Annotated in this window: 10 protein-coding genes; 5 read left to right on the forward strand and 5 right to left on the reverse strand. The window is 64.9% G+C overall.

The window, feature by feature from the left end; translation table 11 throughout:
• The first annotated feature begins 105 nt into the window (after positions 1-105).
• Genes ACQY5B_RS14515 through ACQY5B_RS14525 form a run of 3 tightly spaced genes read left to right on the forward strand, consistent with a single transcriptional unit; the run spans position 106 to position 3064 of the window.
• Positions 106-1275 (forward strand): D-alanyl-D-alanine carboxypeptidase family protein, encoded by a 1170-nt coding sequence (locus ACQY5B_RS14515; RefSeq protein WP_305972084.1) that lies wholly within the window; start codon positions 106-108, stop codon positions 1273-1275.
• Positions 1272-1916 (forward strand): dTMP kinase, encoded by a 645-nt coding sequence (gene tmk / locus ACQY5B_RS14520; protein ID WP_420324719.1) that lies wholly within the window; start codon positions 1272-1274, stop codon positions 1914-1916. The genes ACQY5B_RS14515 and tmk overlap by 4 nt, the downstream gene beginning before the upstream one ends.
• Entirely contained in the window at positions 1913-3064 is a 1152-nt protein-coding gene (locus ACQY5B_RS14525; protein WP_420324718.1) for a DNA polymerase III subunit delta', read from the forward strand. Before tmk ends, ACQY5B_RS14525 begins: the two co-directional genes overlap by 4 nt.
• Before the next feature lie 484 nt (positions 3065-3548).
• On the opposite strand, the gene ACQY5B_RS14530 is transcribed toward ACQY5B_RS14525, so the two are convergent.
• Entirely contained in the window at positions 3549-4613 is a 1065-nt protein-coding gene (locus tag ACQY5B_RS14530; RefSeq protein ID WP_420324717.1) for an Mrp/NBP35 family ATP-binding protein, read from the reverse strand.
• 224 nt (positions 4614-4837) lie between these two features.
• Between ACQY5B_RS14530 and ACQY5B_RS14535 the strand changes: the two genes are divergently transcribed.
• Entirely contained in the window at positions 4838-5056 is a 219-nt protein-coding gene (locus ACQY5B_RS14535; protein WP_305972088.1) for a DUF1127 domain-containing protein, read from the forward strand.
• Positions 5057-5985: 929 nt separating this feature from the next.
• A complete protein-coding gene (locus ACQY5B_RS14540; RefSeq protein ID WP_420324716.1) occupies positions 5986-9165 on the forward strand; it encodes a valine--tRNA ligase in 3180 nt (1059 codons plus the stop codon).
• Positions 9166-9298: 133 nt separating this feature from the next.
• Here the strand turns inward: ACQY5B_RS14540 and ACQY5B_RS14545 are convergent, their stop codons facing one another.
• The 4 genes from ACQY5B_RS14545 to folE2 all read right to left on the reverse strand — a co-directional run bounded on the left by ACQY5B_RS14545 (position 9299) and on the right by folE2 (position 13887).
• Positions 9299-10885 carry a 5-guanidino-2-oxopentanoate decarboxylase gene (locus ACQY5B_RS14545; protein ID WP_420324715.1) on the reverse strand — a complete coding sequence of 529 codons (1587 nt, stop codon included), beginning with the start codon at positions 10883-10885 and terminating at the stop codon, positions 9299-9301.
• Positions 10885-12333 carry a TrkH family potassium uptake protein gene (locus ACQY5B_RS14550; RefSeq protein WP_420324714.1) on the reverse strand — a complete coding sequence of 483 codons (1449 nt, stop codon included), beginning with the start codon at positions 12331-12333 and terminating at the stop codon, positions 10885-10887. Before ACQY5B_RS14550 ends, ACQY5B_RS14545 begins: the two co-directional genes overlap by 1 nt.
• A 70-nt stretch (positions 12334-12403) precedes the next feature.
• Entirely contained in the window at positions 12404-12631 is a 228-nt protein-coding gene (locus ACQY5B_RS14555) for a hypothetical protein (RefSeq protein ID WP_420324713.1), read from the reverse strand.
• Positions 12632-12786: 155 nt separating this feature from the next.
• A complete protein-coding gene (gene folE2, locus ACQY5B_RS14560) occupies positions 12787-13887 on the reverse strand; it encodes a GTP cyclohydrolase FolE2 (RefSeq protein WP_305972092.1) in 1101 nt (366 codons plus the stop codon).
• Positions 13888-13984 lie beyond the last annotated feature (97 nt).

Below are 13984 nucleotides of genomic sequence, written 5' to 3' on the forward strand. Positions count from 1 at the left end.
CGGCGATGACCCGCCCGCTTCGGCACGCTGCGACGTGACACGCCCGCCGCGATACGCGATAACGGGGCAAGAGCCTGAATCGAGCACAGGACAGGAGCCCCGAACGTGACCATCTTTGCCCGCAGCCTGCTGGCCGCCACCGCCGTCGTGGCGGCGCTTGCCACCCAGGCCCTCGCCTTCGACACCCGCGCCAAGGCGGCCTTCGTCATCGACCAGACCACCGGCACCGTTCTCCTGGCCAAGAACGCCGACGAAGCCCTGCCCCCGGCCTCCATGTCCAAGCTCATGACGCTCTACATCGCCTTCGAGGCGATCCGCGAAGGCCGCCTGCAGCTTGACGAACGGCTGCCCGTCTCGGCCCATGCCATGTCCTTCGGTGGCTCGACCATGTTCCTGGATACCACCGACCGGGTCCGGGTCGAGGACCTGCTGCGCGGCATCATCGTCCTCTCGGGCAACGATGCCTGCGTCGTCCTGGCCGAGGCGCTCAGCCCCGACGGCACCGAGGCCGGCTTTGCCCGCCTCATGACCCAGCGCGCGCAGCAGCTTGGCATGACCTCCTCGACCTTCAAGAACGCCTCCGGCTGGCCCGCAGAGGGCCACGCCATGTCGATGCGCGACCTGACGTTGCTCGCCTCGCACATCATCCGCGATTTCCCCGAATTTTACCCGATGTTCGCCGAACGCAAGTTCGAGTTCGACGGCCGCGCCCCCTCGAACGTCAACAACCGCAACCCGCTCCTGGGCCTCGTGGCGGGTGCCGACGGGCTCAAGACCGGCCACACGCAGGAGGCCGGCTACGGTCTCGTCGGCAGCGCCAAGAACGGCGAACGCCGCGTCGTCTTTGCCATCACCGGGCTGGACAGCACCCGCGCGCGCGCCGAGGAATCCGAGGCCATCGTCAACTGGGCCTTCCGCCAGTTCGCCGAACAGACCGTCGTGACCAAGGGCGCCGCCATCGCCCAGGCCGAGGTCTGGATGGGCTCCGCCGAACAGGTCGCGCTGGTCTCCGACAAGGACGTGCGTCTGCTGGTGCCCACCATGACCCCCGGCGGCATAAAGGCCGAGGTCGTCTATACCGGTCCGATCCAGGCCCCCGTCACCAAGGGCCAGCAACTGGCCGAGCTGATCATCCAGCCCGAGGGCCTGCCGGAAACACGCGTCCCGCTCTTTGCCGCCGACAAGGTGGATGCGGGCGGCTTTCTCGACCGCATGATGACCGTCAGCGGGCTGCTCATCAAACGCTTTGCCGAAGACGCCGAGGAGGCGATGTGACCACCCCGCCCCGGCCCTGGCCCGGTCTCTTCATCAGCTTCGAGGGCATCGACGGCTCTGGCAAGTCCACGCAGGCGCGCCAGCTGCATGAGAGCCTGCGCGCCGCGGGACACGACCCGCTCCTGACCCGCGAACCCGGCGGCAGCCCGGGGGCCGAGGAGATCCGTGCCCTGGTCCTGCAGGGCGACCCCGACCGCTGGTCGGCGGAAACGGAGCTTCTGCTCTTCACCGCCGCCCGGCGCGACCACATGGAACGGGTTATCCTGCCCGCGCTGCAGGCCGGGCGCACCGTGATCTGCGACCGCTTCGCCGACAGCAGCCGCATGTACCAGGGCCGCGGCGGATTGCGTCCCAAGGTCGATGCCCTGCACGCACTGATGATCGGCATCGAGCCGGACCTGACGCTCCTGATCGACATGCCGGCCGAGGCCGGGCTGGCCCGGGCGAAATCCCGCGCCACCGAGGAAGAACGTTTCGAGGATTTCGGCCTCGACCTGCAACAAAGGATGCGCGACGGTTTCCTGGCGCTGGCCGACGAGGCGCCCGCGCGCTTCCGCGTGATCGACGGCAACCGCGACATGGATGAGGTCGCCCGCGACGTCCGCGACACTGTCCTACGGGAACTGGCCGCCACACCATGAGCGACACCGAAGACCTGCCCGAACCCGACCGTCTCGAAGGCGCGCCGCACCCGCGTGAAACCCCGCGCGTGATCGGCCAGGCCGAGGCAGAACAGGCCTTCCTGACCGCACATAACTCCGGGCGCCTGCATCATGGCTGGCTGTTGACCGGCCCGCGCGGGCTGGGCAAGGCGACGCTGGCCTGGGAAATCGCGCGCTTCCTTCTGGCCACCCCGCCCGCCGGAGAAGAGGACGGGTTGTTCGGGGCGCCGCCGCCGCCCTTGTCGCTGGACATCGACCCCGAGCACCCGGTCGCCCACCGGATGCGCGCGCTCTCGGAACCGGGGCTTTTCCTGCTGCGCCGGGGCGGCGCGGGATCGGCGGACAGCGAGCGCGAAAAGGCCCTGCGCGAAGGCCGGTTTTCCGATTACATCCGCGTCGATGAAATCCGCAAGCTGCACGCCTTCTTCGGCCTCTCCGCCGCCGATGGCGGGCGCCGCGTCGTCATCGTCGACAGCGCGGATGAACTCAACACCCAGGCCGCCAACGCGCTCCTGAAGATGCTCGAGGAGCCGCCCGCGCGCACCACGCTGCTCCTGCTCAGCCACCAACCCGCGCGACTATTGCCGACGATCCGCTCACGCTGCCGCACCCTGCGCCTTTCGCCGCTCAACCCCGAGGACATGGCCGCGGCGCTGGCGCAGGCCGGGGCCGAGGTCCCGCCGGAGCAGGTCGAGCCACTGACCATGCTGGCCGAAGGCTCGGTCGGCGCCGCCATGCGGCTCCTGAACAACGACGGGCTGGCGCTCTACCGCGAGATCCTGGGCCTGCTGGGCAGCCTGCCCGCGCTCGACCGCGCCCGCCTGCTGTCGCTATCGGAATCCTGCGCCGGCAAGGGCAAGGATGAACGGCTCGACCTGCTGCTGACACTGGCAGGACAACTGGCCGCCCGCCTCGCCCGCACCGGTGTCACCGGACATCCGCCACCACAGGTCCTGCCCGGCGAAGGCGAGGTGCTCAGCCGCCTGGCAAGCGACCCGGCCGCCGGCCGCCGCTGGGCCGATATCGCGCAAGAGGCCGGCGACCGCGCCCGCCACGCCCGCGCCGTCAACATCGACCCGGCAGCGCTGGTCACGGACCTTTTCCTGCAACTCCAGAAAGCCGCCTGACCGGGGCCGGAGATCGGGAGAATTCGAAACCGCTTTGGCCGGTTTGCGTCAGCCATCCTGACATGCAGGCCATTTTCGCTGCAGCGCGGCACACGCCCTTGGCAGTTCCCTCACCAAGGTCTGACGCCGGACCCGATCATGCTGCAAAGCAGCATGAATCGACCCGCGCCACCGACCACAGGCCAAGTCCTGCCGCCTCGCCCCTGCACGGCCCGCGTCCGGACAGGCTAGCGCCCCGGCGACCGGGCCATCCTGCCTGGAAAGACCCCCGCCGGGCCGTTTTGTACAAAATGCTGATTTCCGCGTACGTTTTGTACGTTTTGTACAAGCCGCGTCCCGCCCCGACCGGCCCGGTCCCAGAGCTCGCCGGCGTTGCGCCCGGAGCCGTCTTGACAAAACCTTGGCCCACCGGGCGCCCCGCCCCGGCTTCTTCTCTCCAAAAATACTCCAACGGCGCGCCGCAGGCGCGCGCCCTGGGCAGGGATCAGACGATCCCGCCCTGGATCAGCCGGTCGGCAAGCTGTGCATAGGCCTGCGAGATCGGCCCGTCGCCCATCGCCACCGGCGTTCCACCGTCGCCGCCCAGCCGCGTGTCGAGGTCGATCGGAAGCTGCGCCAGCAAGGGCACGCCGATCTTCTCGGCCTCTGCCGCCACGCCGCCATGACCGAAGATATGGCTGTCCTTGCCGCAATGCGGACAGGTAAAGACGGCCATGTTCTCGATCAGGCCCAGCACAGGCGTCTTGAGCGTGGCAAAGGCATCCAGCGCCTTGCGTGCATCCAGCAGCGCCACGTCCTGGGGCGTCGACACGACGATGGCCCCCGCCACCTCGGATTTCTGGCACAAGGACAGCTGCACGTCCCCGGTGCCCGGCGGCAGATCGACGATCAGCACATCCTGCGTGCCCCAGTCCACCTGCATCAACATCTGCTGGAGCGCGCCCATCAACATGGGACCACGCCAGACCACCGCCTTGTCCTCGGCCAGCATCGAGCCGATGGACATGACGGTGACCCCATGCGCCTTGAGCGGAATGATCGTCTTGCCGTCCGGGCTGGCGGGCTTGTCGGTCAGGCCAAACATGCGGGGCTGACTGGGCCCGTGAATATCCGCATCCAACAGGCCCACGCGCTTGCCCGCCCGCGCCAGCGCCACGGCCAGGTTGGCAGAGACGGTGGACTTGCCGACGCCGCCCTTGCCGGAGCCGACGGCCAGGATCGTCTTGACCCCTGCCGGTTTCATCACGCTGTCCTGCTGTTTCGGATGGCCGCCCATCTTCAGCTGGGGCGGCGCCTTGGCTTCGGTCGGCGCGCTCAGCACCACGCTGGCCGAGGTCACACCGGGCACCGCTTCGGTCGCCTTCTGCGCGATGGCGCGCAGCGGCTCCATCCGGCGCGCCAGTTCCGCGCTCGGAGCCTCGATGACAAAGCGCACAACTCCGTCCTCGACCCGCAGCGCTCGAATCATGTCCCTGGAAATCAGGTTTCCCCCGTCCGGCAGATCAACCCGCTCCAGCGCCGCCTCGACCGCTTCCTTCATCTCCGACATGTCTTACCCCGTGGTTTTGCCATTTTCAGTGGCGCTTCCCTTGCGTTAGCGCAACCTCAGATCACGCAGCTGCCTAGCAATCAACCTTAACTGCCAAGAATTGAACAGTTTTCATATGCACTTTCTGCATAGCAGAAATGACGCCGTGACCATTGTGCACTTGCAGCATTTGCCCCATCTTTAGCGCAACCAAGGCAACGCACAGACACTGAGGCACGGAAACAATGGCACATGCAACGGCGAACATCACCAATGCCCAAAGCGGTTTGGGCGCCCGCATCTCCGGGCTGGTCGCAACCTTCCAGGCGCGTCGCGCCCGCCGCCGGGTCTACAAGCAGACCTATGCAGAGCTGGCTTCGCTGAGCAACCGCGACCTGGCCGATCTGGGCCTAGCACGCAGCGAAATCTCGCGCATCGCGTGGCAAGCAGCCAACGAGAACTAAGTCTTTCAGGCGGGACGTTCCTCCTCCCAGTCCCTCCTGTTCCGGTGCCGGCTCCACTCTCCTCCCTTCGGAGCCGGCACCCAAAAGTTTCGGGGCATGACCCCAACATCATATGCGGGCCCTCCTCCCATTCGGCCCGCAGACAGAGCGGCGGCACCTCTCCTCCTCCCTAGGTGCCGCCGCACGAAACACCGGGTCTCGTGACCCAAACGCAATGTTGGATCCCTCTCCTCCTCCCTGGGATCTCGCATAAGCGGCGGTGCCTCTCCTCCTCCCTGGCACCGCCGCACAGGAATTCGGGTCACACGGCCCACAGATATGTCTGGTCCCTCTCCTCCTCCCTGGGACCTTTCATAAGCGGCGGCACCTCTCCTCCTCCCTGGTGTCGCCGCACCAGATTTCCGGGCCGCTTGGCCTGAACGATATGTCGGGTCCCTCTCCTCCTCCCTGGGATCTTGCATAAGCGGCGGCACCTCTCCTCCTCCCTGGTGTCGCCGCACCAGATTTCCGGGCCGCTTGGCCCGAACGATATGTCGGGTCCCTCTCCTCCTCCCTGGGATCTTGCATAAGCGGCGGTGCCTCTCCTCCTCCCTGGCACCGCCGCACAGGAATTCCGGGTCACGCGACCCGACCAAGTTGTCAGGCCCCTCTCCTCCTCCCTGGGGTCTTTCAACGGCAGCGGCGCCTCTCCTCCTCCCTGGCGCCGCTGCCCAAATAAGTTTCGGGGCCCCTCTCCTCCTCCCTGGGGTTCCGTAGCCTCAGCCCGCGATGCATCGCATCGCGGGCTTTTTTCTGTGCCGCGCAAGGTCGACGGGATAGGTGCGTGTCCACATCGTCCGCGGCCCCACGCGCGCGCCTTCACCGGCCCCCTTCCCCTTGGCGCGCCCTTGTCGTAGACCCTCCGCCAACACTGGACGAGGACAAGACCCATGCCCCTGGAAAAGAGCTTCAACGCCGCCGAGGCCGAACCGCGCCTCACCCAGAAATGGCTCGACACTGGCGCCTTCCGCGCCGGCGCCAACAAGAGCCGCGACGAAAGCTTTACCATCATGATCCCGCCGCCGAACGTGACCGGCGCGCTGCATGTGGGCCATGCCTTCAACAACACCCTGCAGGACATTCTGATCCGCTGGCACCGGATGCGCGGCTTTGACACGCTCTGGCAGCCCGGGCAGGATCACGCCGGCATCGCAACCCAGTTGCAGGTCGAGAAGAAACTAAAGGCCGAAAGCAACCTGCGCCGCACCGACCTGACGCGGCAGGAATTCCTCGACAAGGTCTGGGAATGGAAGGGCCAGTACGGCGGGACGATCGTCAACCAGCTGCAGCGCCTCGGCTGTTCCTGCGATTGGGACCGCAACGCCTTTACGATGGCCGGCGCGCCAGGTGACCCGAAGACCGGGCATGAGAACAGCCCCAACTTCCACGATGCGGTCATCAAGGTCTTTGTCGACATGTACGACAAGGGGCTGATCTACCGGGGCAAGCGGCTGGTCAACTGGGATCCGCATTTCGAAACGGCGATTTCCGATCTCGAGGTCGAGAACATCGAAGTTGCCGGCCACATGTGGCACTTCAAGTACCCCCTCGCCGGCGGCGAGACCTATGAATATGTCGAAAAGGACGAGGACGGAAACGTCACCCTGCGCGAAACTCGCGACTATATCTCGATCGCCACCACCCGCCCGGAAACCATGCTGGGCGACGGCGCCGTGGCCGTACATCCCGACGACGAGCGTTATGCATCTATCGTGGGCAAGCTGTGCGAGATCCCTGTCGGGCCGAAGGAACACCGCCGCCTGATCCCGATCATCACCGATGAATACCCCGATCCGGACTTCGGATCCGGTGCGGTCAAGATCACCGGCGCGCATGATTTCAACGACTATCTTGTGGCCAAGCGCGGCGGCATTCCGATGTACCGCCTGATGGACACGCGCGGCCAGATGCGCGCCGACGGCGAAACCTATGCCAAGGCTGCCGAGATCGCCATGCAGGTGGCCGAAGGCGATCGCACTCTAACCGAGGCCGAGGCCGACGCGCTCAACCTTGTGCCCGACCATCTGCGCGGGCTCGACCGTTTCGAAGCCCGCGAAAAGGTCATCGCCGAGATCACCGCCGAAGGGCTGGCGGTGATGACCACCTCTGACGACCCGCGCCTTGGGCCGAAACCCAAGTTGAAGAAGGGAGAGGAAGAGCCGCCCGTCACCGAGGTTCCTCTGGTCGAGGCCAAGCCGATCATGCAGCCCTTTGGCGACCGTTCCAAAGTGGTCATCGAACCGATGCTGACCGACCAGTGGTTCGTCGATGCGCAAAAGGTCGTCGGACCGGCGCTGGACGCCGTGCGCAACGGCGACATCAAGATCATGCCGGAGTCCGGCGAAAAGACCTATTTCCACTGGCTGGAAAACATCGAACCCTGGTGCATCTCGCGCCAGCTCTGGTGGGGGCATCAGATCCCGGTCTGGTACGGGCTCGACCTCTCCGCCAAGAGCGGCAAGCAATACGACCAGGAAAAGGACGGCGCACTCGACCTCGTCGAGATGCGCGAGCTTCTGGACGACCAGCGCCTGCTGATCGGCGAGGAACGCCACCACGCCGCGCATGACTTCGACGCCGTCCGCGCGAAATTCGAGGATGTACTGGCGGGCCTGCCCACACCGCTCAACCATGCGCGCGTGATCGAGGTCGAGGACCGCAACGCCGCCGTGCACCAATTCGCCGAGGCGCTGGCCCAGTACGAGGCGACGCAGGACCCGACGCAGCTGATCTACCCGGTCTGGCGCGAATCCGATGTGCTGGACACCTGGTTCTCCTCCGGTCTCTGGCCCATCGGCACGCTGGGCTGGCCCGAGGACACCGAGGAAATGCGCCGCTATTTCCCGACCTCGGTTCTGATCACCGGTTTTGACATCCTGTTCTTCTGGGTCGCCCGGATGATCATGATGCAATTGGCCGTCGTGGATGAAAAACCCTTTCACACCGTCTACCTGCACCAACTCGTCCGCGACGAGAAGGGCAAGAAGATGTCCAAGACCACCGGAAACGTCATCGACCCGCTTGAAATCGTTGACGAATACGGTGCCGACGCCCTGCGCTTCACCAATGCCTCCATGGCCTCCATCGGTGGCGTTCTGAAACTCAGCGTCGACCGGATCGCGGGCTACCGCAACTTCGGCACGAAGCTCTGGAACGCCTGCCGCTTCGCGGAGATGAACCATGTCTTCGACACCCACAAGTCCAGCAGCGACCCGGCATTCGCCCCGACCGCCCAGCAGACGGTGAACCGCTGGATCGTCGGGGAAACCGCCCGCGTGCGCGAGACCGTCGACGCGGCCCTGACAGACTACCGGTTCAATGACGCGGCAAATGCGCTCTACAGCTTTGTCTGGGGCAAGGTGTGCGACTGGTACGTCGAGTTCTCCAAGCCGCTCTTTGGTTCGGAGGATGCGCAGGTGGTGTCCGAGACCCGCGCCACGATGGCCTGGGTGCTGGATCAGTGCCTGATCATGCTGCACCCGGTCATGCCCTTCATCACCGAAGAACTCTGGGACACGCTGGGCACGCGCGACGGGATGCTGGTTCACACCGACTGGCCGACCTACAGCGCCGCCGAGGTCAGCGACGCCAAGGCCGATGCGGAAATGTCCTGGGTGATCTCTCTGATCGAGGGCGTGCGCTCGGCCCGGTCGCAGATGCATGTTCCGGCGGGACTGTATGTTCCGATGCTGGTCAAGGGCATCGGTGCAGAAGAGCAGGCCGCCTGGGACCGCAACCAGACGCTGATCCTGAAACTGGCCCGGATCGAGGGGCTGACCTCGGTTCAGGACTTCCCCAAGGGCTGCGTGACCGTTCCTGTTGGCCAGGCCACCTTTGGCCTGCCACTGGCCGATATCATCGACGTGGAGCAGGAAAAGGCGCGGCTGGAGAAGTCGCTGGGCAAGCTGGCCAAGGAGATCGGTGGTCTCAAGGGGCGGCTGAACAACCCGAAGTTCGCGGAAAGCGCCCCGGCGGAAGTGGTCGAGGAAGCCCATGACAATCTCGCAGCCCGAGAAGGCGAAGAGGCCAAGCTGAAAGAGGCACTCGCGCGGCTGGCCGAAATCGGCTGAGCCGAGTTGACCGTTGACCGGGCGCCGCCGGCGTCCGGTTCTCCCTTGGTTTCCAGACATTTCGGGGGAGACGGTCACAAGAAGACGGGGGCATAGCCCCTCTCTTGCCAGATCTCCGCACGGACGGCCGGCCCTAGAGCAGCGCTTGCGTCATCCGGATCAGCGTCGGCCCCTCCGCCTCGAAGGCTGCGGTCACCGCCCTTTGCAGCCCGGCAAGGCTCGCCGGTTCCACAGCCTGCGCCCCGTAGGCCCGCGCAAGGGCAAGGAAATCCGGGTTCCGTGCCACAACCGCGTTGGGCTCGATCTGGGCACTGACCATGTTTTCCCGGATTTCACCCAGCGCGCCATTGTCCCAGACCAGAATGGGCAGCGACAGCCCCAGTTCCACCGCTGTCCCCAGTTCGGGCAGCGTGTATTGCAACCCGTAGTCCCCGAGGATCGCACAGGTCGGCAGGCCCGGACGACCGACGGCGCCACCGATTGCGGCGGGAAGCGCATAGCCAAGCGTTCCGAAACCGCTGGGGTGATGCCAGTGGCCAGACCGGGGCATGTCCCAGACCTCCAAAGCGCCATAGGCGAATTGGGTCATGTCGGAATAGATCATCGCGTCCGCTGGCATGATCTCCTGCAACGCCTCGGCGATCTTTACCACGCCGGGCCGTTCCGCGCGGACCTGTGCCTGCCAGCGCGCCCGCGCCGCTGCCACCTGCGCCGCATCCCAGCAGGGCGGACGGTCGTCGTTGCGCGCCGGGATGGCAATGGTCATTGCCCGGATCAGCGCCGCCGCGTCGCCGATCAGGCCCAGGTCACCCGCCCGCAGCCCCGACAGGACCGTCGGATCCAGGTCCACTCGGATCATCCGTCCCTTGTGGCCCAGTTCGTCGCGCCAGAGGTCGACCTCGGACAGTTCCGTCCCCAGAGCAACCACCAGATCCGCCTGGGCGGCGACTTCTGCGCTTTCGGGCCGCGCGAGCGAACTGCCAAAGAACAGAGGATGATCCGAGGGCACGATGCCTCGGCCCGCATAGGTGACAAAACTGGCAGCCCCGGTCTGCTGCAACAGGTCCGGCACATGGGCTGCCCCGGCAACAGCGCCTCCACCAAAGACAAAGAGAGGTTTCTCGGCCTCGCTCAGCGCGTCGATCACCGCGTAGATCTGGTCATGGGTCAGATGCGGACGCTCTGGCCGCAGAGGCGGCTCCGGCGCGGGATCGGCCGATGCCCCCAAGGACGCGATCGGCATGTGCAGGGCCTTTGGCCGGGGACGCGCGCTGGCGAACTCGCCAAAGGCGCGGTCGATCAGAGCATAGACAGCCGCGGGCGTCCCCGCCTCTTCGGACCAGTCGCAGACCGTGGCCCCTGCCGCACGCTGGTCGCGCATCTGGTGCAATTGCCCGCGTCGGGCCGCGGTTTCATCCAGGCAGGAGGCCAGAGCCAGTACCGAGACACTGTCGGAATAGGCCTGTCCCAGCGCGGTCAGCGCGTTCAGGAACCCCGGCCCGGTGATCAGGTAGCAGACACCGGGCCGTCCGGTCGCCCGCGCATAACCATCGGCCATGAACCCGGCGCCCTGCTCGTGGCGGGCAAGGACATGTGTAATCCCGGCCTCCTCGATGCCGCGATACATCTCGATGTTGTGGACACCTGGAATGCCAAAGATCACCTCGACCCCGCGGGCCTTGAGTGCATGGCTGACCTGTGCGCCAAGGGGTTTCGTCATCATGCCCTCCAGAAGCCGACAGTAAACAGTGCAAAGACCACCAACAGCTCGAGCCGCCCGGCAAGCATGGCGAAACTCAGCATCCATTTGGCGGTATCGCTGAGCGTGGCAAAGTTGCCCGCCGGGCCGATGGTGTCCCCAAGCCCCGGGCCGATGTTGGCAATCGCCGTGGCCGCGCCGGACACCGAGGTGATGAAATCCAGCCCCGTAAGGCTGAGCCCGACCGAAAGCACCCCCAGCGAAACCACGAAGAAGACAAAGAAGCTCATGACCGAACTCATGACATCCGGTCCGATCGGGCGCCCCTGATAACGCGGCACGAACACGCCATGCGGCGAGCGAATGCGCCGCAACTGAACCCGGATCGAAGCGATCAGGAGCTGATAACGGAATATCTTGACCGAACAGGCGGTGGATCCCGCGCAACCGCCGATCAGCCCGATGAAAAAGAACATGGCGATCAGGAACGGCCCCCAGGTCATGTAGTCGACGCTGGAATATCCCGTACCCGTCATGATCGAGGTGATATTGAACAGCGCCTCACGCACCGCTTGTTCCGGGTGGTGCGGAAAGATCGACAGCAGGGTGAAGGAGGTCACCACCACCAGGATGCCGATGATCCCGACGAAGGCGATCACCTGACTGTCGGAAAACAGCACGTAACGCGCCCCGGCGACCATCTGCACGTAGCGCACGAAGGGCAGCGCGGCCAAAACCATGAAAACAGAGGCGACATATTCCGCCGGCCCCGCGAACGTGCCGAAAGAGGCATCGTAATTGGCAAAGCCCCCTGTCGAAACCGTCGTCATGGCATGAACCGTCGCGTCAAAGGCATTCATGCCGGTCAAAAGATAGCAGATGGTACAGACCAGCGTGAGCGTGATGTAGATCGACGAGATCGAGGCCGAAATCTGTGTCGCTCGGGGCAGGATCTTGCCCATCGTGTCAAAGGCCTCGGAGCGGAAGATCTGCATCCCGCCCACCCGCAATTCCGGCAGAAAGACCATGGCAACGACGATGATCCCGATGCCGCCGAGCCATTGCAGCAAGCCCCGCCACAGCAACAACCCCTTGGGCAGATCGTCCAGACCGATAAAGACCGTCGATCCGGTGGTGGTCAGGCCCGACATGGCCTCGAAATAGGCATCCGTGAGGTTGGCGTCCGTTGCACCCAGCATGAAGGGCATCGCCCCAAAGATCGGCAGCACCGCCCAGACGCCCGTCGTCAGCAAAAAGGTCTGCTGCAGGGTCAGCCCTTTCTTGACCCCGTTGGCGCAGGACACCGCGATCAGGCCGCCAGCCAGAATCGTGATGATTGCGCTTTCAAGGAAGACGGGCCATTCGCCCCGGCCCTCTGCCAGGTCGACCACGAGCGGCAGCAACATGCAGGCACCAAGGCAGGCGACCAGCAGGCCGATCACATAGGCGACGGGGCGAACATCGAACATGAGACGGAGCGTTGGCCCGCCGGTGCAGGACTGTCAAGCGCCCTGCGCACGCTTGCCGAAACGCCGCCCGTCAGGCGACCAGCAAGTCGCGAAAGACAAAGGGCAGGATATCGTCACGTCCAATACCCAGAGTGGCAAGTTCTGCGTCCGATGCGCATTCCAGGGCGATGATCTGCCGCAACCTCGCTCTGCGCAGCGTGCCCGGATTCATGCCGAACCCCACTTCTGTCAGGAAGACATCGATCCGGCTGTTGAGTGACCTGTGCCCCATCCCGATCTGAACATTGTCGCGCGTCATGACTGGAAACCTTGTCCTGTATGGTCGGTTTCCTCCCTGTGGTTCACCCTCTCACAAAAGGGGTAACCAAGCCATGAAGGCGACACAGGTTGCCGCGAAGCGCCCCGCACTGCACAAAGCGGCGGCAGGGGCCAAGGCCCGTGCCGCCAATTGCATCAGCCGACGTGGAAAAGGGTCGAGAACAGCTTGGGGTCCAGGCTTTCGGCAGCGAAGAGGTCGCCCTCGGTCAGGACAGAGACCGCGTCGTGGCTGTGCAGGCTCTCCTGGTGGCTCGCCACCACGCGGTAGTCGCCGACCCGCGTATCTGCCTGCAGCTGTTCCGCAAACAGGCGGGCTGCATCCTCGACGAAGATCGGGTTGGCGGCGTTCAGTTCGGCAAAGGCCTGTTCGTCCTCACGCTTGACCATCACCTGCGTCTCGGTCGGAACGGCCCGACGGCACATATCCACCACGTCCTCGAACCAGAGACACTCACCTTCCTTGACCTCGACGGAAATGCGCGCGACCGAACGTTGCGAATGCGGCGTGGCCAACTGCCCGCGCGTCCGCCGGGCATGCTCCGAAAGCTCCAGAGAGCATGGGCAGGTGGAGGAATAGACGTAGTCGAGGTGCATGACCTTGCGGCGCACCCCATCCTGTTCCACCAGCTCCAGCGCGATGTCGTAATATTGATAGCCCGACAGACCGGACCGCAGGCTGTCCACCTTCATCGGGAAGGAGAAGCGCATGTTGATGCGGGCGTCAAAGCTTTCGAGGTCGGACTTGTAATCGTCCAGCGCCGCCTCGATCACCTCGAAGCTGAAGGTCTTGTCCGCATGGGCATAGAACGAGCGCATGATGCGGCTCATGTTGATGCCTTTTTTATCCGCCTCAAGACTGACGGTCCCCGTCACGCTGGTTTCCAGGTGCAGGTCGCCATTGTCCCGGGTGTGATACTGGATCGGCAGGCGAAAATTCGAAATGCCCACATGCTGAATGGCACGATTCGCGCCGCGGATCAGCGAGGAAGGCCCGTTCTGCAGGTCCGGCAGCCCCTCCTTGTAGGCCGCATCGACGTTGAACCCTTCAGGATATGCCCGCGACAGCGCCGGATAGGAATCCGGCGCCGAATCGGGGGCAAGACGGGCCACCAGGGGATCCAACGCCTCGATCTCGGCGTCCTGCGCCTTCGACGCCCAGCGGCGCAGCAGTTCCAATGCCTCTGCCGCCTCTTCCTGGCTGGGCTTTCGATCGATTTCCGGTGTGTGGACGTTCATGGCCACCCCTTTCGAGCCTGTCTTCGACGCTTAACCTAGGAATTGTTCTCATCAATTCCAATCTCGAAATAGTATACGTCGCTAACCGGACCCTGGA

It is taken from the genome of Antarctobacter sp. (assembly GCF_965277915.1).
GTDB lineage: Bacteria > Pseudomonadota > Alphaproteobacteria > Rhodobacterales > Rhodobacteraceae > Antarctobacter.